The organism is Clostridium sp. DFI.1.208 (genome assembly GCF_024463855.1).
In the GTDB taxonomy this organism is placed as follows: Bacteria; Bacillota_I; Bacilli_A; order Erysipelotrichales; family Erysipelotrichaceae; genus Clostridium_AQ.
The window spans coordinates 80883-103050 of record NZ_JANGCA010000008.1 but is presented as its reverse complement, the minus strand read 5'-3'; the positions used below and the strand labels follow the sequence as shown (position 1 = coordinate 103050).

Genomic DNA, 22168 nt, shown 5'->3' with positions numbered 1-22168 from the left:
TATCCATACTGCGTTTCTAAGGATGGAAGTATTTCGATCTGCCTGGAAAGAAAGAGATTCTCTTTCCTACATGTTCGTTATACATGATACGATGGATATCACAAAATGAAGAAGGTAGTTAAGCTGTATATAAGATTATAAAAAGAAAAAAATATCAATAGATGTATGGGATATACAATATTGATATTTTTTTATATCGGCTTGTTTTTTACCAAACGCTGATTTATATCCTGCTGTCCTTTTGCTTATTGAAGGGAGAGGTGTTTCATAGAATAAAAGCTTATGGATAAAATGGCTAGTTTTATGCGCGAGAAAAACGAATGGAGTTACATGAAAGCTTTCTGCTTTTCTGCCAGCTTCAACAGCTCACGCATAGGGGCGTTGAGATGCTTATGCTTTAGATAGACAATATGATTAACATTCATGAGCGTTAGCTGCGGCAGCTGGATTTCACATAATTCTTTCTGCTTCAGCTTTTTTGTTACCATCCGCTCCGGCAATATGGCGATTCCAAAGCCTTCCTGCGCCCCCTTCATCAGAACCGTGGAATTTGTCGATGTCCATGCGGCCTGTGGGCATAGATCGTGTAAAAGCATAAGGCTGTCAAAGGTTTCACGAATTGCACTTCCCTTTTCCCGTAGCAGCAGCGGAAGCTCGCTCAGGGTGCGAAGGTCGTTTACGGGATGATGCTTAAGAAAATCCGGATTGCAAACCGCCTTGAGCTGATAAGTAGAAAGCGGCTGAACGATCAGGGACTCCTGCTGTATGACACCCTCCAGAAATGCGATATCGATTGCATGCTGCTGCAGCTGTTCCAGAATCGCAGCGGTGCTTGCTACGGTAACACGGATTTGCAGCTTTGGATATGCTTGCTGTAGCTGCTTGATCAGCGGACATAGGTATTCGTTTGCAATCGTAATGCTGGAGCCGATTTGCAGCAGCGATGATTCCTGTAGGGAAGCTGCTTCCTGCACCATGCTGTCATACTGCTGCAGCAGCTGCAGCACCTGCTGAAGAAACTGTTCGCCGACCGGAGTTAGAATCGTTTTCTTGGGAAACCGTTCAAATAATAAAAGCTGCAGCTCTTCCTCCAGCTCATGGATGGCCTTGGATACTGCCGGCTGTGTCATATACAGCTGCTGGGCTGCTCTTGTAAAGCTTTTTTCCTGTGCCACTGTCTGGAAAATCCGTAATTTGCGTATATCCATGCTCACCTCCATAACCATTTGGTTATCTATCTTATGAAATAATATAATTTTATGTATCCAATGTCAAATGCTATCATAGAGATGGTGATAACATGAAAAACTATAAGGATATCGTCTGGCTGTTTGGTATCAATGTATTCATCAGTGCCTTTACCTTTGGCGGAGGCTATGTGGTGATACCGATGATACGAAAATATTATGTGGAGAAAAAAGCCTATTTTGATGAGGATGAGCTTATGAAGATTGCGGCAATCGCACAATCCTCGCCCGGCGCAATCGCAATCAATATGAGCGCCCTGGCAGGCTATCGCGTGAAAGGAGCTGTTGGGCTGCTCATCAGCTGTATCGCAGCGATTTTACCGCCATTACTGATTCTGGCAGTTGTTTCAGCGCTGTATTCCGTAATACAGGACAATACGCTCGTACAGGCAGTGCTGCATGGGATGGAGGCCGGGGTGGCAGCCCTGATTGTGGATTTGATCGTGGATATGTATGCGCTGATTCGTAAGGAAAAGGAAATCTTTTTTACGCTTATGACACCGTTTGTCTGTATCTTAAACTATTTTTTTCAGATAAACGTGGCTGTTCTCATCATCGCTAGTGCGCTGCTGTGCGTGCTGCGTGTTTATTGGAAAAGAAGGAGGGGATGCATATGAAGCTGCTGCAGCTGTTTTTTGCCTTTTTCCATATCGGCCTGTTCAGTATTGGCGGCGGCTATGCCATCATTCCGCTGATTCGTGATCAGGTGGTGCTGTCCAATCACTGGCTGAGTATGCAGGAATTTACGGATATTATAACCATTTCGCAGATGACGCCGGGACCTCTGGCGGTAAATACCTCGACGTTTGTCGGAATGCGGGTAGCCGGTATCAGCGGAGCGCTGGCAGCTACCATAGGCTGTATTTGTATGGGCGTGCTCATTTCCTATGTACTCTATCATATCTTTCAGCGGTTTTCCAGCTCTGTCATCTTCATGGAAATATTGAAGGGCTTAAAGGCAGCTTCGCTGGGCCTGATCATGTCAGCTGCAATGATCATACTTGCGATTGCCTTTTTCAAAAATGGAGCGTTGTCGCTGTCCTCTTTACAGCTATCGGCAGTTTTGATCTTTGCTGTTATTTTCGGCATCAGCAGAACATGGAAAATCAATCCGATTGCACTGATGCTGCTTTCCGGTCTGCTTGGCGTATTTATATATCAGTAGATCCCCTTCTTTATCCTGAAAAACAGGCTTTTTGAGGTGTGAAATAGTGTTTTGTTTATGAAATGTGGTACAATAGCAGAGAACAACGGAGGTAAGCTATGGAACATATTTTGAATCATGAAAAGGCTCATCAGAAATACTTTGAAGAAATGACGGCAATCCCGCACGGCTCTTATCATGAGCAGGCATACAGTGAGTATCTGGTGGCGTTTGCAAAGGAGCACGGGCTGAAATGGATACAGGACGATATGTATAATGTCATTGTGTATAAGGATGCTTCAGCCGGCTATGAGGATCATGCTCCTATCATTTTACAGGCACATACGGATATGGTATGTGAAAAAAACAAGGATACGGATTTTGATTTTGAAAAGGATGCGCTGCAGCTGTATATTGAAGACGGCTTTTTAAGAGCGAAGGGAACTACGCTTGGTGCAGATGATGGTGTCGGTGTTGCCTACATGCTGGCACTGCTTGGTGATCCACATGCGAAGCACCCGCCTCTGGAATGTGTATTTACGGTGCAGGAAGAGGTTGGACTATATGGTGCGATGGCACTGAAAAAGGAATATTTTCAGGCAAAGCGGATGATCAACCTGGATGACGGTGGAGAAAATGCGACCTGTACAACAAGTGCCGGTGGTGTCAATGTCATTATGAGAAAGGAACGCATACTGGTACCGGCAGATGGAAACGGCTATCAGATAGATGTGTTCGGACTTCATGGCGGACATTCCGGTGGCGAAATTGACAAGGAACATGGCAATGCAAACAAGCTGCTGGCAAGAGTATTGTTCACACTGAACCGGCGTTATGGTGTGCAGCTGAGCTGGATGCAGGGGGGAATCAAGGATAATGCGATTCCAAGAGAGGCATCGGCGGCATTTGTGTGTCAGGCAGATTTGGAAACGGTTGCTGCCTGCGTGCAGGAAATGAAAACGATTTTCGCAAGGGAGCTGGAGTTCAGTGATGCCGGTGTGGATCTGGCTGTAAAGGAAATAGCACTTGACGCTGTCCTATGCATCGAAGACAGTGAAGAGGTGATCACACTCCTCATGACCCTGCCAAACGGACTCCGTCATCATTCCATGAGCATCGAGGGTCTGAGTACAGCCTCCAGCAATATTGGCGTTGTGACGACGGATGAGGAAGCACTCACCATCAATGCATCTTTACGCGGAGCCATGGAATCCTATGTAGATACACTGGCGATGGAGATGGATGCTCTAGCGGAGGTATTCGGCTTTCATAGCGAGCATGAGGCACGCTATCCGGCATGGAGCTATCGTGCGGATTCACCAATGCGGGAATGCCTGAAAACGGTATGCCATAGGGTATTGGGAAAAGAGCTGCAGCTGGTAGCGGTACACGGTGGTCTGGAATGCGGTGTGTTCAAGGCGATGGATGAGGATATGGACATCGTCACGATGGGACCGAAGATGCAGGATATTCATACGCCGCAGGAAGCGCTGGATCTGGCATCCTTTGATGCGACCTTTACACTTTTAAAGGCTTATCTGGAGGAGCTGTAAGAAGCGGATTTTCCGTGTAGGTAGCTGCTATTGGATTTGGTTGATAGTTGCAGGGATAAAGGGATAAAAGGAAAGCAGGTTGCTGTAAGCATACCCGTCTTTCCTTTTTTATGAGCAGGCAAATCGCTGGAATGGCTATATAATGCAAAAGGGTAAGAAGCCGGGTAGCTATGGAACCCATAACGATAGCGGCTGATTTTTGTATAACGTATACGCTACTGGTATTTTTGCGGGTTGACTCATCCCTGGGGGAAGGGTGTATTATAAAGAATAACAGGAGGGAATGTGTATGCTGTCAATCGGTGAATTTTCTAAAATATGCAAGGTTTCTACCAAAACGCTGCGATACTATGAAACCATTGATCTTTTGAATCCAATCTGTATCAAAGCAGAAAGCGGATATCGCTATTATGCCATTGAGCAGCTGAAGAGTATGCTGTTTATCAATCGTATGAAGGCATACGGCTTTTCGCTGGATGAAATTCGTACATTGTTGAAATGGGAGGAGCAGGGGGAAGCAAAGCTGCTGCAGGATGCCCTGCTTTCCCATCGAAGAGTATTGCAGGAGCAGCTCCTCTTCTTGCAACAGACGCTTCATGAGCTGGAAACCGATGTGGAAACGCTGCAGGAAAAAGAGGCGGTAATGTCCTATCTGGATAACATTGATATTCAACTGGTTGAGGAACCGGAAATGTTTCTTTTATCCACACGCCGCATGGTAAACATGGAGGATTGTGCAAAGGGCTATATCCCTTTCTATGAGCCATTGTTTGAACGCATCCGCCGCGAGCATTTGACCATTTGTAAGGCGCCGCTTTCCATGTATCACAGCAAGGAGTATCAGGATGAGGGCTTTGATATGGAATTCGCCATTCCGGTAAAGGAACGGGTTACCGGTACGCGTGATTTCTCACCGGGGCTGTGTATCCGCACCGTATGCAGGGGGAGCTATCATCAGATTCCATCGGTTTATGCCAGACATCAGGAATGGATGGAGACGGAAGGCTATACCTATCGGCTTCCACCGTATGATGTTTACATCACGCATCCGGATGAGGTGTCGGATTTAAAGGAGAATATCACCGAGATTTATTCTCCCATTGTGAAGTGCTGACATTGCCTGCTGTATTCCATGAAAGATGGTCTGCATGCGCAAGCAGGGATTGCGTGTCTGTAATCCTTGATCCAGCTTCTTAAACCACTGTACCGCTAGGGAGGCAGTGGTTTTTTTTGCAGTGTTGCTTGTTAAAGGCTTACATTCTTACGAATTAGGGAAGCTGAACAATTTTACGAAATTCTTTGCTTCAACGCTGCATGCTTATGATATAATATTTAGCGTGTATATAGTCCTATTCGTTTTACGCGAACAGGAACGTTTAGGTAGATAGGAAACAGAAGGGATGAGCCATATGATTATCCGATCGATAGACGCTATTATCCGCATGCTGGATGCGGATTACATAGAAAATGCAGATATTGAGGAAAAAATACAGGGTGTCTGCATCGACTCCAGAAAGGTAGTGGAGGGAAACCTTTACATACCGATTCATGGAGTCAACAACAACGGGCACGACTATGTGCAGCAGGCCATTGATAACGGCGCAAAAGCTGTGCTGTGGGAACGCAGGGAAGCAAACCCGCCCAAAGCTGTCGTCGTAATTCTGGTGGATGATACGACGATGGCTTTACAGAAGCTTGCGAAGGCTTATCGTGATCAGCTGAATATGAAGGTTGTCGGAGTTACCGGCAGCAATGGAAAAACGAGTACGAAGGATATTCTTGCCTCCGTTCTTGCAAAGCATTTTATTACTCAGAAAACGCTTGGGAATTTCAATAATGAAATCGGCGTACCCTTAACACTGCTCTCTTTATCGGAGAATTGTGAGGCGGCGGTTGTGGAAATGGGAATGGAGAATCTGCAGGAGCTTTCCTTTCTGACGAAAATCGTACGTCCGGATATCGCTATTATTTCCAATGTCGGCACTGCGCATCTGGAAAATCTGGGAACGATGGAGAATATCGCCAGAGCGAAGATGGAAATTACAGAGGGACTCAGAAAGCATGGATTGCTGATTTATAATGGAGATCAGCAGCTTCTGCGTAATGCCGCTGTTGAAAAACAGATACCGGGCGATATTAAGATCCGTACCTTTGGAAAGTCGGAACGCAATGATGTGGTTGTTCGTGAGGTGCATCAGCTGGCAGACGGTCTACGCTTTTCTATTGAGGGCCATGAATATGAGCTGGATATGATCGGAAAGCATCAGGCGATGAATGCTGCAGCTGCATGGATGGCAGCCAGAGCACTGGGTATGGATGAGGATGAAATCGCCGAGGGCTTTGCAAGCGTGGAAAAAACCGGACTGCGCAATGAGCTAGTCAGGGTGGATCAGTGTCTGATTCTCAATGATTCCTATAAATCCAATCCGCAGAGCGCCTTAGCCGCGGTGGATACGATGGAGGAATTTGACATACCCTATAAACTGGCGGTGCTGGGCGATATGCTGGAGCTTGGAGAAACAAGTGACATGATTCATTATACGCTTGGTAAGGAGATCAGCAGCTATCACCTGCAGGAGGTCCTCACGATTGGGGATATGGCCTGCTACATCGCTCAGGGGGCAAGAGATAATATGGAGCATACACTGGTGCGTCATTTTACGGATAAGGAAGAGCTTTTGAGCTACCTCAAGCCCTACATGCATAAGGAATGCATGCTGCTGGTGAAAGGAAGTCGCGGAATGAAGCTGGATGAAGTGGTGGATGCACTTGTCAGTGAACAACAGTAAGGAGTACATATATATGGAAAAGATTAAATTAGCAATTATATTCGGAGGAAAGTCAAGTGAATATCCGGTTTCTCTGCATTCAGCGGGAAGTCTGATTCACAAAATCAATAAAGAGCGTTATGAGCTTATGTTCATCGGAATCAGCAAGGATGGAAAATGGTATGCATATGATGGTGATGTAGAGGGAATCGAGCATGATACCTGGCTGTGTGAGGAGCACTGCACCCCGTGTGTATTATCCAGCAGCGAGGGCTGCAAAGGCTTTTTAAAGCTGCACGGGGATGGAACCTTTACACGCATGGAGGTGGATTGTATCTTCCCGGTTCTGCATGGGAAAAACGGTGAGGACGGAACGATTCAGGGCTTGTTTGAGCTCAGTGGCATTCCCTATGTCGGCTGCGGTCATATGAGCAGCGCCATCTGCATGGATAAGGAAATGGCACATATCGTCATGGAGCATGCCGGTATAACATGTGCACCGTTTGTCTGTGTATATGAGGCTGATGATTTGGATTATCGCAAAGTATACGAGCATGCGAAGGAAGCACTGGGACTTCCGATCTTTATTAAGCCGGCCAATGCCGGAAGCAGCTTCGGCATTCATAAGATGGAATCCTTTGACGGCTTTGAGGAAGCGATGAAGGATGCGTTCTATCATGACGGGAAGGGCAAGGTCATTTTGGAAACAACCATTAAAGGCTTTGAAATCGGAGTAGCTGTGATGGGAAACAAGGAGCTTTTTGCGGGCAGTGTGGATGAAATCGAAACAGCTGCGCCGTTCTTCGATTATGAAGGAAAATATGAGATGGTGGATTCGCATATCTACTGTCCGGCACGAATCAGCCCGAAGCTGTTTGAGGAAGCACGGGAAATTGCGAAAAAGGCATATCGTGCCATGAACTGCAAGGGAATGACCCGTGTTGATATGTTTGTGACACCGGAGGATACCATCGTATTGAATGAAGTCAATACCATTCCGGGCTTTACCGACACCTCCCGTTATCCGACGATGATGAAGGAAGCCGGTATTCCGTTTCCGGAACTGATTGACAAGCTTGTTGCACTGGCAATGGAATAATAAAGAAGGTGGAAAATGTGCTGAAGAGCAATACGCGTTCCTGGCTGGAAATCGATCTGTCCAGGATCTCACATAACATAAAGGAAGTACAGAAGCTGATTCCCTCGACAAGCAAGATCATGGCAATCGTCAAGGCGAACGGCTATGGGCACGGCGATGTGGAATGCTCCCTGATGATGGAACAGCAGGGTATCGACTTTTTCGGTGTAAGCAGTGTGGATGAAGGTGTCAGACTGCGCGAAAACGGCATCAAGAGTCCGATCCTGGTGCTGGGCTATACGCCGCCTGTTCATTTTCATTATCTGAACGAGGCTTCCCTGATTCAGACGCTGGTATCAAAGGAATATGCAGAAAAGCTGAACGCATATGCGCTTGAGCAGGGATTGATAATCAAGGCACATGTCAAGGTGGATACCGGGATGTCCAGAATCGGAATCATCGCTCAGGATCATGCATATCACATTGAGGATATCAAAGCTCTGTATCGGCTTGAGCATCTGGATGTTTGCGGTATTTTCTCCCACTTCAGCGTCAGTGACTGTCTGGATGAGGAAAACTGTGCCTTCACGGATCATCAGATTGCCCTGTTTGAACGTGTTTTGGCGGATTTGCGGGCAGCAGGGATTCATCCCGGCACAACGCATCTGCAAAACAGCTATGGAATATTGAATTATCCGGATCTGCACTATGATTACGTACGTCCGGGTCTGCTGTGGATGGGAGTTACCAGTGATGATGCACTGGAAATCCGCACTGCACCGCAGTTTCAGCCGATTATGGAATGGAAGGCGAATGTTTCTCTGGTAAAGGATATCCAGCCCGGTGTTACAGTCAGCTACGGCCGTCATTTCAAGGCAAAAGCCTGTACGAGGGTGGCGACACTGGCTGTCGGATATGCGGATGGCTATCCGCGCAGTGTATCCAATCAGGGAGCCTGTGTGCTGCTGCATGGAAAGCGTGTTCCCATCATCGGGAATATCTGTATGGATCAGATGATGGTGGATATCACCGGACTTGATGGTGTTCGTGAGGGGGATGTCGCTACTTTGATCGGGTGTGATGGAGACGAATTCCTTGCAGTCGATGAGCTCAGCAGACTTGCACATACCATAAACAACGAAACACTCTGCTGGATTTCACAGCGGGTACCAAGAATATACAAATAGCCACAGCGGGTGTGGCTATTTTTCAAGAGAAGGGATGGTTGATTATCGTGGAACGAAAAACTTACTACGCGCTGGATGTCGCAAAATTCATCAGTGCATTTCTAGTGGTCTGTATTCATACCGGACCGCTGCTGGATGTGGATGCCACCGGCAACTTTATCCTTGTACAGATTCTGGCCAGACTGGCGGTACCGTTCTTCTTTGTGGCGAGCGGCTTTCTGTTTTTCCGTAAGCTGGATTTCAAGCGGGAATACAACGATTATGAGAACAAAGCGCAGCTGAAGCACTATTTGTGGAGGCTATGTAAAATATATATCATCTGGACGATTCTGTATCTGCCCTTTACCTATATGCTGTTAAAGGGGCAGGATGGTATCACCGTGAACAGCCTGCTGCTGTATGTCCGTGATTTCTTTTTTACAGGAAGCTTTTATCATCTCTGGTTTCTGCCTGCGCTGCTGGTTGCAGTTCCAATCGTTTATTTCTGTCTGTTTAAGCTGGGGCTTGGGAAAACGATCCTGCTTGGCTTCCTTCTGTATCTGATCGGTATGGCGGGGAATGTTTACGGCGGATATCTGCTGCAGATTCCGGGGATACAAACCGTGTATCAGGTATATCTGCAGGTATTTTCCACCACGCGCAACGGTCTGTTCTTCGGTGTGATATTTGTTGCCATGGGCGCCTTGTTTGCACAGCGTACGTTATATCTGAAAAACTGGCAGGTGCTGCTGGGACTTCTGCTCAGCCTGGTGCTGCTGTTTGCGGAATGCTTCACACTCAGGGATAACGGCTTCATGCACGATTTGACAAGCATGTATGTTATGCTGCTGCCCTGTATGTTCTTTCTGTTTCTGGGTTTGCTGCGCATCCATCTGCCGCATAGCAAGGTATACAAGACACTGCGCGTGTTATCTCTGTTGATTTATGTCATGCATATCATGTTTGTAAATGTGCTGCTTCGTATATGGCCGTTGATGAACTCTCTGGCTGTATATGGTCTGGTTATGCTGCTGACGCTTAGTATGTCCTGCTTTATAATTATTTGTTCCAAAAAAGTTAAGTTTTTAAAGCATCTTTATGCCTGAATAGGAGGATTGTCATGCTGCGTATACAACAAATCAAGCTGACGCTTGAAGAATCACTGGATCAGCTGTCGGATAAAATTGTTAAAAAACTACATATCCCGAAAGAGGAGCTGCTCTTTTGGCGAATCTATCGCGAAAGCCTCGATGCCCGCAAGGCGAAGGATGTGCATTTTACTTATTGCATTGATTGCAGGGTGAAGCATGAGGAGCAGGTGCTTAGAAAGCACGCTAAGGATATCAGCCGTGTGCAGGAGTATCGTTATGTATATCCGAAAAAAGGAGTCGTTGGCTTACCGCATCGTCCCGTAGTCGTTGGCTTTGGTCCGGCCGGTATGTTTGCGGCTCTGCTTCTGGCACAGATGGGGTACTGCCCGCTTGTTATTGAACGTGGACAGTGTGTGGAGGAGCGTGTGAAAAGCGTGGAGGAATTCTGGCAGAACGGTAAGCTGAATCCGCAGAGCAATGTGCAGTTTGGGGAGGGGGGAGCCGGTACGTTTTCTGATGGTAAGCTGACTACCCGTTCCAAGGATTTGCGTGTACATAAGGTTTTGGAGGAGCTTGTCCGCTTCGGTGCTCCACAGGATATTCTGTATACGGCACATCCGCATATCGGCACAGATCTGCTGCGTGATATTGTAAAGCACCTGCGTGAGGAAATCATAGCGCTGGGGGGAGAGGTGCGGTTTTCCAGCTGCCTGCAGGATCTTAAAATTGAGCAGGGAGAGCTGCGCGGGATTATCGTCAACGATGAGGAAATACCGGTGGATCAGCTGATCCTGTCAATCGGACACAGCGCCCGGGATACATACCGGCTGCTGCATGAGCGTGGTGTGACCATGCATCCCAAGGCATTTGCGATCGGTGCCAGAATCGAGCATCCGCAGACGCTGATCAATCAGGCGCAGTATAAGGCGCTTGCCCGACATCCGCGGCTTTCTGCGGCAGAATACAGATTAACGCATACCGCATCCAATGGACGCGGTGTATATACCTTCTGTATGTGTCCGGGAGGAAGCGTCGTTCCATCTACTTCCATAGAAGGCGGTGTGGTCGTCAACGGAATGAGCGAGCATGCCCGTGATCAGGAAAATGCCAACAGCGCACTGCTTGTGCAAATACGCCCGGAGGATTATGGGGAGCAGGCACTGGATGGAATCGCCTATCAGGAGGCGCTGGAAAAGAAAGCGTTTGTACTTGGCGGTGGAGCATATCGTGCGCCTGCACAGCGAGTTGAAGATTTTCTGAAGCATCGTGCAAGTACAGCAATGGGCAGTGTGCAGCCTAGCTATGCACTTGGTGTAACCCCCTGTGACCTGCATGAGATACTTCCTGCATATGTAACAAGCGCCATGGAAGAGGCCATTACCGCTATGGATCGCAGATTGAAGGGCTTTGCGATGGGGGATGCTGTTTTAACCGGAGTGGAAACAAGAAGCAGCTCCCCCGTTCGTCTGGAACGAGGAAAAGAGGATTTGCAGAGTCTATCCGTCTCCGGTCTGTATCCCTGCGGAGAAGGAGCGGGATATGCCGGGGGAATTGTATCCGCGGCGATTGATGGAATTCGATGTGCGGAACAGCTTATTGCAATGTATCATTATACAAAAGAAGCTGCTTGTGATTAAATTTGTAGGCATACGTATGAAAGAGTATTCTCATGATAGAGATTCCTATAAGCAGATGAATGGATGATATAGAAAAAAACGCAGCCTACTCTCAGCCTGCGCTTTTACGTGTTATTACAGATCCGTGTATAATTCCACCTGCTTGCCGCGATGGGCAAGACCAATGCGCATCGCATGATGCAAGCCTTGATCATATTGCTTTGCCAGAATCTGTTCATATCCCTGCTTGGCCAGTTTCTTGAGATTAACAGAATCATCCTTTGTATATTTCAATTCAAACAGAAAGGATGGTTTGTCCTGCTTCTTGTTTTCTAAACAGATATCAAATCTGCCTTGCCCCTTTTCACGGTTACTGATGATCTTATAGCTGTTTTCTAAAGGCATTAGCATACCTAAACGTAATGTACGCACTGCGGGCCAATGGGCCTGATAGGAGTTTTCGTTCACAAGATCGTAATAGCTGGCGGTATCCTCCAAGATGGTTTGATAGCGCAAGGCGAACTTCTCAAGATTTCCTTGTAAAAGATCCTCCAGCAGCATAGCTACACTGCTTTCGTCTGTATGAAAATAATAGGCTGTCAGTGATTGGAATTCTCTTTTTATTTCTTTGTTTGGTATTCTTAACACATATCTTCCTTCTAACGCATCCAGCGTAGTTTTTGTTGTCAGGTAACCGGCGTTCAGGCACTGCCCGCCTGAGGCGCAAACAACCCCCAAAGGCTGCTGGTATTTTTGATTTCGTAAAATGATGCTTCATAATTAACTAAAGCTGTGACGGTACCACGTTCGATCAGCTCTTCATATCCTTCTTTGAAGGTTTTATCACACGCACGCATAGCAGCTTTTATCATTTTATTTGAACTGGTATTAACCCAGTAAGGAATTAACTGCTTTCTATCCAGGTAATTTATAACTGACCATGGATTAGGCTCTGCCCACTAGCAGTGTAGATGTCGATGCCTCCCATATTGTACCCGTCACGCCATGGGCGGGCAGCGCCTACATTTGCTTTAATTCCTGTGTAAATGGTATAGCGTAGGTTTGTAAGGCTGTCTTGACTTCTACTTCAGTAAATCCGAAATATTGCGTATAGGGGCTGTCATTCACAGTGCATACGTAAAAGATTATTCAAATCTGAAAAGAGGCTTCTGCCCGCCTTAGGCGTGTTCTCCTTCGCAACTCTTTGTATACCCGTTAGCATTGCATATTGTAAATCATTGCTTGTTTTTAAAGACGTATGAAGCATGGATGCCAGAGCGTTGCGCAATTCGTCATAGAACCCCTGTGTATGTGCTTCGATAAACGGTGTATCACGCCATGGGCGGGCAGCGCCTATTCGTCTATGAGCAGCATTACCCGTTTTCCGTAATACTGATGGCATTATGTCATCAGAAAGCTGATCGCATTTACAACTGCATGTAAGGAGCCATCCTGTAAATTGGACATACCATTCATAACTAAATCAAATCCAGGCTTTTCAAATCGATCGATATGTTCAAGCACCTGCTCATTTTTTTTATATTCCTTTAATAGCTGGAGCTTCATCTGCATGACAATATTATCCTTATCACCCTTTGCATCTGCGAAGGATAGAAAAATAGTCGGATATGAATTGATATCCTTTGCATATTCTGTTTGCATAATGGCAGTGTTCTTGAAAATATCTCGGGAGTCCTTTATGACATCAAAGAATTCTGCCAGCACGCCATGGGCGGGCAGCGCCTGCTCATATTGATGGTCTTCCCAAAACGCCTTGGCCGTGTGATTAAAGTAACCGCGCTGCCCCGGTCCATAAATTCTTTAATCATCAGACTCTTATCCACAACATAATAGTTTTCTTCCTTCAGTTTGCGATAATCCTTTAACCCAATAGGGATTTTCTTCATGCACATCACCTGCCATATGCTTTATTATATTATGGTTATTTACGGAATACAGTATGTGGAGCGATATTTTTCATCAGCGGCTTGTTGTAATTTTCATGCTTTCATATACTGCATATGCTAAATCATTACGAATGTATGGAACTGGATTTGCTAAAGGTACGGATACGATAAGTATATTATCCTATGCTTGTATACGGCATAAATCGCAGCTGCTTATCATATCGTTAGTGTAGAGGTGATGCATGTGAGCAGACGCTGCAAGAATATGATATATGGAATTATAGGATTGATTGGAGTCATGGTGGCTGCCCTGCTGATAAAACTGCTGTTTTTCAGCGGACTGTTTACGCCGCTGCTGGCGCTGAACGGCGCGAAGACCATGGATGTGGAAGTGAATACCAGCTTTCAGGATCCCGGAGCTCGGGCGAGGTTTCGCTTTTCGGATTATAGTGATGAGGTGAAGGTAGAGGGGAATCTGAACACGAAGAAGCTGGGGACCTATACGCTGACCTATACCTTTGACAAGTATCAGAAAACAGTGGAGCGTAAGGTCAATGTCATTGATACGACGCCTCCGAAAATCAATTTAAAGGGTGGCTCGTCTATCCGGGTATTTGAGAATGGCAGCTATCAGGAGCCGGGCTATCAGGCGAGTGATAATTATGATGGTGATGTTAGCAAAAGCGTAAAAAGCGAAGGCAGTGTAAATATGAAGAAACAGGGTACCTACACACTGACCTATACGGCAAAGGATGCCAGCGGCAATAGTGCACGTGTAAAGCGCAGAGTTCAGGTATGTGCTGATCCGACCAATACCAAGCTGTATTATGATCATGACAGCTATGACAATACCATGGAGGAATGGTGGTTTAATAAAAGCAAGGATCATCAGCGGACAACGGGTGCCAAGGATGAAAAGCTGTTAAAGAAATACGATTCCTATTATGAGGGACCAGAAGAAAAGGTGATCTATCTGACCTTTGATGAGGGTGGTAATGATATCACCTATATCAAGCAGATTGCGGAGGTTCTGAAAAAGAATGATGTGCAGGCAACCTATTTTTTGACGAGAAATTATATAAAAACAGAAGCAGACTTCATCCGGCAGCTTGTTCAGGACGGCAATGTGATCGGGAACCACAGCTGGCATCATTACGATATGACAACACTTGCAAATGCCGCAAGCATAGATAAATTTGTCGCAGAGATAACGGAAACGGAAAAAACGTATATGGAAGTAACCGGGCAGCCGATGAAAAAGGTCTTCCGCTTTCCAAAGGGCGGCAGCAGTGAACGTGCGATGAAGCTGGTAAAGGATCTTGGCTATAGCAATTACTTCTGGAGTCATGCCTATTACGATTATGCAAGTGACGTGCCGGGCAGTGAGGCATTGAAGACGATGATGGAGCATTATCACGAGGGGGCGATTTATCTGCTGCATCCAAGCAATAAAGGAAATTATGAAGCGATGGATACCTTTATCAAAAATATGAAGGACCTTGGCTATAGCTTTAAAACCGTAGATACCATACCTTCAAATTCTCAGGAGAAATAATACAGCTCTATTCATAAACGGGATGGTTGAGGTAAAATATACTGGTATTTTTATTGATCTTATTCTATAATGATGCACAGGGTGATATGCATGAAAAAGAAACACTGCTATGCGATCCTGTGCATTTTCTGGATGCTTGTAATTTTCTGGTTCTCTGCACAGGTTGCGGATGATTCACAGGAAATGAGCGATTTCTTTGTACGCCTTCTGGATGCGTTGTTCTCACTGGATATCATGAAGAATGAAATCATTCAGGATATGACCAGTTTTCTGGTACGCAAGGCGGCACATATGAGTGAATATGCGATACTGGCCATTTTATTGGGACTTACGATACGGGAATATAAGAAGGAGCCGTGGCTGCTTCTGGCATTGACAGCTACAGCCGCCTATGCGGCAACGGATGAATTTCATCAGCTGTTTGTACCGGGCAGAAGCGGGCAGCTCAAGGATGTTTTGATTGATACAGCAGGTGGTGCGCTCGGGCTGGGTCTGCTTGCTCTTATCCTGTATCTGCAACGCAGAAGGAAAATGAAAGAGTATGAAAAACTTTCATGAAATATTCACAGGCCATTGACAAATGTCGGGATTTAAGCTAAAGTATATAAGACAGAAAAATCGTATAGAGGCAGCGATGCGTCAGAGTAAAGGCTGGAGTCGGCAGACTGGGATAGCTTTGAAAGGTAATCATCGCCGAAGAGGCTGCATTGGCGGATGCACTTCTGGGGTCATGGGAAATACTCATGGCACTCCTTCGTTAAGAAGAGGAGCTATTAACAACTCTGCTTTGTGTGAGTGAGTCGTGTAATAGCACGGCTTTTTTGTTATCTATGGAATTGCATGGATGAGCGGTAGATATTCCACAGGCGGCATACGCGAAAGAAAAGAAAGAGGGACTACATTATGAAAAAATTAGTAACGGCAGCTTTTGCCATGACATTGCTTCTGACAGGCTGCGGCAGCAGTGATGACGACAAGGATGTTTCAAAAAATACGGGAAAGGAAACCTTTACAGTTGGCATGGAGTGCAATTATGCGCCATTCAACTGGCAGACGAAGGAACAGACAAAAACGAGTGTTTCTATTGGCGGGGCCGGCTTCTGTGACGGGTATGATGTACGTGTTGCACGTCAGATTGCAAAGGATCTCGATCGTGAAATCGTCATCAAAAAGGTATCCTGGGACGGCCTGCAGCCGGCTTTGGAATCCGGTGAAATTGATGCGATTATCGCCGGTATGACGAAGGATGAAACACGTGAAAATGGAATTGACTTCACATCTCCATATTATGAATCGGAAATGGTCATGATCGTGCGTAAGGGCGATAAGGCTGCGAAATTCAATGATATTCAGCAGTTTAAGGGCAAGACCATCATCGGTCAGAAAAGCACGAACTACGATACGATCATCGATCAGATCAAGGGTGTAAAGCATGCGACACCAAAGGCGACGTACCCGGAAATGATTCTGTCTCTGCAAAATAAGGAAGTGGATGGAATCACAGCAGAGCTTCCGGTTGCCGAGGGGGCTGTGGAAGCAAACAAGGATTTAACGATCGTACATTTTGCGAAGGGCAAGGGCTTTGATATCGATACCTCTGTATCTGTCGGTTTGAAAGAGGGAAGCCGTGATTCTGAGCTGTTCAATGCCGTACAGAAATCACTGGATGGAATTTCCAAGGAAACAAGAGATCAGTGGATGAAGGAAGCAAGAGAGAGTCAGCCGAAAACAGAATAACAAAAGAATAGGAGATTACCATGATGATAGTAGCATCCGCAAAACCGGATGGGATGTTTGCCCAGGCCTGGTGGATTTTTCAGGACAACATTCCGCTGTTCTGGTATGGGATTAAGATAACACTGCTTCTTGCGGTGTGCGGTACACTGATCGGTCTGCTGATCGGTTTGCTGCTGGGAGGAATTCGTGCTGTGCGCATTGAAGAACGCGATGCACCGCTATCCCGCATAAGCAAGAAAATACTGCACGGCTTTGTCGGTCTGTATGTATGGATTTTCCGTGGAACACCGATGATGGTGCAGGCGCTGATCATATATCACGGTCTTCGTCCGGTGCTGAACTGGTCACCGGTAACCGCCGGTATTACGATTATTTCCATCAATACGGGAGCATATATGGCTGAAATTATCCGTGCCGGTATCCAGTCGATTGACAAGGGACAGAATGAGGCGGCTCGCAGTCTGGGAATGACCTCTACACAGACGATGATGAGCATAATATTACCTCAGGCGATTCGCAATTCCTTCCCTTCCATCGGAAATGAATTTATCGTCAATATCAAGGACAGCTCCATGCTGAATGTTATCGGTGTGATTGAACTGTATTTCCAGTCCAGCTCCGTTGCAGGAAGTCTGATGCTGTATGTACCGACCTTTATCGTAGCGGCCATTTTGTATCTGCTGCTGACGACACTGGCAACCCAGCTTCTCTCCTTTGTTGAGGGACGCATGAATATGCCGAAATCATCCGGTCCATCTTCCCAGAGCGTACCGGTAGAAAGGGTGAGTGAGTAATATGAATTCCATCATAGAAATCAAGCATCTGAAGAAGCATTTCGGTTCTCTGGAGGTTTTGAATGATATTGATTTTCATTGCGACAAGGGTGAGGTAATCACCATCATCGGATCCAGCGGGAGTGGCAAGTCCACACTGCTTCGCTGCATCAATCTGCTGGAAACACCGGATGCAGGAGAAATTTTGTATCACGATAAGGATATCCTGAAGGGGGAAATCAATATCAATGAGCATCGAACGCATGTCGGTATGGTGTTTCAGTCCTTCAATCTGTTCAATAATAAAAGCGTGCTTGAAAATTGTATGTTGGGACAGATCAAGGTATTGAAGCGAAGCAAGGCAGATGCGAAGGAGAAGGCAATGCTGTACCTGAAAAAGGTCGGTATGGAGTCCTTTGCGAATGCGAGTGCCATGCAGCTCTCCGGTGGCCAGAAGCAGCGTGTTGCCATTGCCCGTGCCCTGTGCATGGAACCGGAGGTTCTGCTGTTTGATGAGCCGACGAGTGCTCTTGACCCGGAAATGGTAGGCGATGTTCTGGATGTCATGAAGGATCTGGCCAGTGAGGGTCTGACGATGATCGTTGTTACTCATGAAATGCAGTTTGCCCATGATATCAGCTCCCGTGTCGTGTTTATGGACAAGGGGGTTATCGCTGAGGAGGGGACTCCGCAGCAGCTGTTTGAGCATCCAAAGCAGGAGCGAACCAAAGAATTTTTAAAGCGTTACCGTATTAGCAGTCAGTCCTAGCGACTGGCTTTTTATTTTATAATAAGAAATACTTATTCTATTTCTGCGTTTTGTCAAGGTCCTGTCTAAAAGTAAAACGAAGGAGCTGCTCTTTACAGCACATAAATTTTTGTTTCTCTGTATTTTCATGAGGATATATGCTAGACTGTAGTTACGAAAAAAGGAGGGGCTGCCCCATGAGAAACGATATAATAGATACAAGCATGCCACATGCATTCCATACGCAAAAGCCCCGGCCTTGCTATTGTAGAACTGCCTGCTAGAAGCTTTTTTTGTTATGCTTCTAACCTATTGACTGATTCTTTTCGCTGCTTATACAGCACACCATCACTGAGCATCGGCTGTCGGCGGTAAGGTCTGTCTTGTCTATGCAGCACCGCCTACCGTCTGTAGATACGGACTTTCATCAGCTCTTTTTGTTTATGAAAGCAAAAGCAGAACAAGGGCTCCACCGAATTATATTCCTGAAGTACAAGAGAATCGCAGAGAAAGAAGGGATATGATTGTGAAGGAACACACAGAAGCTGCGTCTATGATTACCCATTACGATGATAAAAAAACATATGATATGTATTGTAAAAAGCTGTTGTCAAACAAACAGATACTCGCCTATGTCATGAAGGGCTGCATTCCGGAATTTGCAGATATTCCACTGAAGGACATACCGTCCTATATCGAAATGTCTTCCATAAATAATACTGCTGCGTGCACGTATATCGATGATAAGCAGATCGAGGTAACGGATGAATCCATACCGGGATCACAGATCAAATACGATATCCAGTTTGAAGCAGCGCTACCCACGAAGCAAGAAGATACAGGAAAGAGATCATGCACTAAAGAGCGACTTCGCATGATCATCAACCTGGAAAGTCAGGCAAAGGATAATCCCGGGTATCCTCTGATCAAGCGTGCCTTGTATTACTGCGGCAGATTGATGGCAAAGCAGAAGCATCCAAAGGAAGGATTTCAGCATTCCGATTATGGAAGGATCAAAAAGGTCTGTTCCATCTGGATCTGTATCAATCATGCCCTGCAAAAGGATGATGTCATCAATACCTATAGGATACAGGAAACATGTGAAACAAACATATGGCATGCAGCGAAGGAGGACTACGACCTGATAACGGCAGTCATGGTATATCCGAAAAAGGAAGCCGTACAAACAGAGAAGGAAATAGCGAATGCAGTGAAGCAGAAGGATGAGAATAAGCAGAGACTGCTGGAGCTGTTAAAAATATTGTTCATAAAAAATCTCGCAATAGTGGATAAAAAGGAACAATTGCAGAAGGGGTATGGTATACTGATGGAGAGAGAGATAGAAGAGGAGGTCATGGATATGTGCAACTTTAGTGATTTTATCGAGCAGAGAGGAATTGAGAAGGGCCTGGAACAAGGGATAGAACAAGGCTTATTACAGGGAATAGCTGTAGGTAAAAAAGAAGGGAAGGCAGAAGGAAAAGTGGAAGCGACTATTCTTCATGTAAAAAAACTGATGCAGAGAATCAATGTCAGTGCAGTAGATGCGATGAATATGCTGGATGTCGAAGATGATATCCGACCTGCCATTTTACAATCTCTGCAGCATTCCTGAATAGCAATATGACCCATAACCTAAAGAGCTGTGCAAGTACAGCTCTTTTCTGTAATTAACACCTGTTCAGGATGTATGGGGCCAGAGGAAGCTTTTTGAGATAAATGCATGCATACAGAACTGTATTGTAAGTAGTTATGCTTTGCAAGGGCTGTAATTACTATGGAGGATGCCAAGGGTGGTATACAATCTTCGCCTGTCAAACAGCGATGCATGGATCAATAACGATCCTGGTAAATAATGCACGCAGTGGCTAATATTGCAGCAAATTCCTTAAAAATAGAGATGAGAACCGCTGTCGTAATAGCATGAGCTGAAAAGACGAAAAAGCTTGGTGTAGAACGCTTAACCGCAGGAAGTAATCGTGCAGATTCTCATACTGCCTTGTAATGAATTCCTCAAACGTATAGAAGTTATCTTAGGCATGCCATTGATTTTTGATAAGCATTGGAATACTATAAGAAAGCAGGTTATGCAAATAAAAAAATGCTTACACGAAAATTTTTCGTGTGCTATACTTATTCATAAAGAGACTGTAACTGTTGCTTACACGTGAAGGTCATTTGCGTGGCAAGCTACCGCTATGGTCTTTTTGTTATGTTGAACAGAAATGGAGGATTATATGAATCAAAATGTAAATTGTTATTTAGCTAAGGAACCCATCGGAAAACTCATGCTGAAGTTTTCCATACCATGCATCATGTCTTTGCTGGTATCTGCTTTGTACAATATCGTTGATCAGATATTTATTGGAAGAGGAATCGGTTATCTGGGAAACGGGGCTACCAATGTGGTATTTCCCATTACGATTATTGCACTATCCCTGGCGTTGCTTGTAGGAGATGGCTGCGCTGCTTTTTTAAGCATCTGTCAGGGGAAAAAGGATGAAGAGAATGCACATCGCAGTGTTGGCAATGCAATCGTATTGACCGTACTGGTGGCAATTCTTTTAACAATTATGTTAATGCTGACCAGAAAACAGGTTTTGTTTGGCTTTGGCGCAACAGAAAACACGTACGCATACGCAGATGAATACTTCACTTATATTGTTCTGGGAATACCGTTTTTTATGTTCGCAAATATGATGAATTCCATCATTCGCGCAGATGTGAGTCCGCAATTCGCGATGCTGTCAACACTGGCAGGATGTATCATCAATATAATTCTGGATCCAATCGCCATCTTTATTATGGGATGGGGGATGAAGGGAGCTGCACTGGCGACGATCATCGGACAGATTGTCACCGCATTACTGGCAATGTATTATGGAAAGCATTTCAAGTCTGTGAAGCTAAAAAAAGACAGCTTTCAGTTGCGGCTTTCCCTGTTGAAGGAACTTGTGCCTTTGGGCATCAGCAGCTTTCTTACACAGATTTCCATTGTTGTCATCATGGGGGTCATGAACAATGTCCTGGTTATTTTCGGTGCACAGTCCAAATACGGTGCTGATATCCCGTTAACTGTTGTCGGTATCGTCATGAAGGTATTTCAGATTGTGATTTCCTTTGTTGTGGGGATCGCAGCCGGTGCACAGCCGATCGTCGGGTATAATTATGGAGCACGGGAAATGAAGCGTGTAAAGAAGCTCTTTAAAATCATGATGCTGGCAGAGCTTGTCGTGGGATTGATCGCGATGGTCTGCTTTGAATTTTTCCCGCTTCAGATCATTCATATCTTTGGCAGTGAAAACAGCTTGTATAACGAATTCGCAGTTCTGGCCTTCCGCTTGTATTTAGGAACGATTGTATTATGCTGTATGCAGAAAGCAATGAGTATATTTTTGCAGTCCCTAGGCAAACCGACGCTCTCAATCGGGCTGTCGCTGTTAAGGGATTTCGTATTAAGTGTCCCCTTTATCCTTTTACTTCCAACCATATTCGGTGTGAAAGGAGCCTTGTATTCTGCTCCGCTGGCTGATTGTATTTCCTTTGTTTTCGTAATACTTGTCACTATGTATATCCTTCGTCATCTAAACACAGAGCAGGAAGCTGTTCATGGAAAGCGGAAGCTAAAGGAAGCTTCCTAACGTCCAGATAGGAATTCATACAGGTTATAAGCAATCTGTTTTGAATTCCTTTTTTTGCACAGGCTATGCGTGTTCGCAAAGAAAGCTGTCCGATAGAAATGTGACTGTGTATGTTTATAACAACCGGGATATGTAACAGTTCAT

General features: G+C 45.6%; 21 protein-coding genes and 1 riboswitch. Of the genes, 16 read left to right on the top strand and 5 right to left on the bottom strand.

Annotation, left to right across the window (positions count from 1 at the left end; translation table 11 throughout):
- Positions 1-326 precede the first annotated feature (326 nt).
- Positions 327-1208, bottom strand: a complete 882-nt coding sequence (locus NE665_RS06215) for a LysR family transcriptional regulator (protein ID WP_117444526.1) — start codon at positions 1206-1208, stop codon at positions 327-329.
- A 92-nt stretch (positions 1209-1300) separates the two neighbouring features.
- On the opposite strand from NE665_RS06215, the gene NE665_RS06210 reads away from it, so the two are divergent.
- The 9 genes from NE665_RS06210 to NE665_RS06170 all read left to right on the top strand — a co-directional run bounded on the left by NE665_RS06210 (position 1301) and on the right by NE665_RS06170 (position 11684).
- Positions 1301-1864, top strand: a complete 564-nt coding sequence (locus tag NE665_RS06210) for a chromate transporter (RefSeq protein ID WP_117444525.1) — start codon at positions 1301-1303, stop codon at positions 1862-1864.
- Positions 1861-2412 carry a chromate transporter gene (locus NE665_RS06205; RefSeq protein ID WP_117444524.1) on the top strand — a complete coding sequence of 184 codons (552 nt, stop codon included), beginning with the start codon at positions 1861-1863 and terminating at the stop codon, positions 2410-2412. The genes NE665_RS06210 and NE665_RS06205 overlap by 4 nt, the downstream gene beginning before the upstream one ends.
- A gap of 98 nt (positions 2413-2510) precedes the next feature.
- The gene (pepD, locus tag NE665_RS06200; protein WP_117444523.1) at positions 2511-3944 is read left to right on the top strand and encodes a beta-Ala-His dipeptidase; all 1434 of its coding nucleotides are present in this window, start codon (positions 2511-2513) and stop codon (positions 3942-3944) included.
- A gap of 289 nt (positions 3945-4233) precedes the next feature.
- A complete protein-coding gene (locus tag NE665_RS06195; protein WP_117444522.1) occupies positions 4234-5058 on the top strand; it encodes a MerR family transcriptional regulator in 825 nt (274 codons plus the stop codon).
- 295 nt (positions 5059-5353) lie between these two features.
- Positions 5354-6733, top strand: a complete 1380-nt coding sequence (gene murF / locus NE665_RS06190) for a UDP-N-acetylmuramoyl-tripeptide--D-alanyl-D-alanine ligase (RefSeq protein WP_117444543.1) — start codon at positions 5354-5356, stop codon at positions 6731-6733.
- Positions 6734-6746: 13 nt separating this feature from the next.
- Positions 6747-7811 carry a D-alanine--D-alanine ligase family protein gene (locus NE665_RS06185; protein WP_178760163.1) on the top strand — a complete coding sequence of 355 codons (1065 nt, stop codon included), beginning with the start codon at positions 6747-6749 and terminating at the stop codon, positions 7809-7811.
- A gap of 17 nt (positions 7812-7828) precedes the next feature.
- Positions 7829-8977 carry an alanine racemase gene (gene alr, locus NE665_RS06180; RefSeq protein ID WP_256302483.1) on the top strand — a complete coding sequence of 383 codons (1149 nt, stop codon included), beginning with the start codon at positions 7829-7831 and terminating at the stop codon, positions 8975-8977.
- A gap of 47 nt (positions 8978-9024) precedes the next feature.
- The gene (locus NE665_RS06175; RefSeq protein ID WP_233104755.1) at positions 9025-10062 is read left to right on the top strand and encodes an acyltransferase; all 1038 of its coding nucleotides are present in this window, start codon (positions 9025-9027) and stop codon (positions 10060-10062) included.
- 14 nt (positions 10063-10076) lie between these two features.
- A complete protein-coding gene (locus NE665_RS06170) occupies positions 10077-11684 on the top strand; it encodes an NAD(P)/FAD-dependent oxidoreductase (protein ID WP_117444518.1) in 1608 nt (535 codons plus the stop codon).
- A gap of 114 nt (positions 11685-11798) precedes the next feature.
- Here the strand turns inward: NE665_RS06170 and NE665_RS06165 are convergent, their stop codons facing one another.
- From NE665_RS06165 to NE665_RS06150, 4 genes are all read right to left on the bottom strand, one after another.
- The gene (locus NE665_RS06165; protein WP_117444517.1) at positions 11799-12311 is read right to left on the bottom strand and encodes a PD-(D/E)XK nuclease domain-containing protein; all 513 of its coding nucleotides are present in this window, start codon (positions 12309-12311) and stop codon (positions 11799-11801) included.
- 53 nt (positions 12312-12364) lie between these two features.
- On the bottom strand, positions 12365-12535 hold the full coding sequence (locus NE665_RS06160) for a hypothetical protein (protein ID WP_178760162.1): 171 nt from the start codon (positions 12533-12535) through the stop codon (positions 12365-12367).
- 529 nt (positions 12536-13064) lie between these two features.
- Entirely contained in the window at positions 13065-13325 is a 261-nt protein-coding gene (locus NE665_RS06155) for a hypothetical protein (protein WP_233104754.1), read from the bottom strand.
- A 35-nt stretch (positions 13326-13360) separates the two neighbouring features.
- On the bottom strand, positions 13361-13570 hold the full coding sequence (locus NE665_RS06150; RefSeq protein WP_117444515.1) for an AAA family ATPase: 210 nt from the start codon (positions 13568-13570) through the stop codon (positions 13361-13363).
- Between the two features lie 244 nt (positions 13571-13814).
- Between NE665_RS06150 and NE665_RS06145 the strand changes: the two genes are divergently transcribed.
- From NE665_RS06145 to NE665_RS06115, 7 genes are all read left to right on the top strand, one after another.
- Positions 13815-15125, top strand: a complete 1311-nt coding sequence (locus tag NE665_RS06145; protein ID WP_117444514.1) for an immunoglobulin-like domain-containing protein — start codon at positions 13815-13817, stop codon at positions 15123-15125.
- 90 nt (positions 15126-15215) lie between these two features.
- Positions 15216-15683 (top strand): VanZ family protein, encoded by a 468-nt coding sequence (locus NE665_RS06140; protein ID WP_117444513.1) that lies wholly within the window; start codon positions 15216-15218, stop codon positions 15681-15683.
- 57 nt (positions 15684-15740) lie between these two features.
- Positions 15741-15906: riboswitch (Lysine riboswitch) on the top strand.
- A gap of 122 nt (positions 15907-16028) precedes the next feature.
- Positions 16029-16862, top strand: coding sequence for a transporter substrate-binding domain-containing protein (locus NE665_RS06135; RefSeq protein WP_178760160.1), 834 nt, complete (start codon positions 16029-16031; stop codon positions 16860-16862).
- Between the two features lie 20 nt (positions 16863-16882).
- Positions 16883-17656 carry an amino acid ABC transporter permease gene (locus NE665_RS06130; RefSeq protein WP_117444511.1) on the top strand — a complete coding sequence of 258 codons (774 nt, stop codon included), beginning with the start codon at positions 16883-16885 and terminating at the stop codon, positions 17654-17656.
- 1 nt (position 17657) lies between these two features.
- Complete coding sequence (locus NE665_RS06125; RefSeq protein ID WP_117444510.1) at positions 17658-18404, top strand: amino acid ABC transporter ATP-binding protein; 747 nt, start codon at positions 17658-17660, stop codon at positions 18402-18404.
- Between the two features lie 505 nt (positions 18405-18909).
- Positions 18910-19998: a hypothetical protein gene (locus NE665_RS06120; protein WP_256302482.1), complete on the top strand. Its 1089-nt coding sequence runs from the start codon at positions 18910-18912 to the stop codon at positions 19996-19998.
- Positions 19999-20620: 622 nt separating this feature from the next.
- Positions 20621-22024, top strand: coding sequence for an MATE family efflux transporter (locus NE665_RS06115; RefSeq protein WP_117442025.1), 1404 nt, complete (start codon positions 20621-20623; stop codon positions 22022-22024).
- Positions 22025-22168 lie beyond the last annotated feature (144 nt).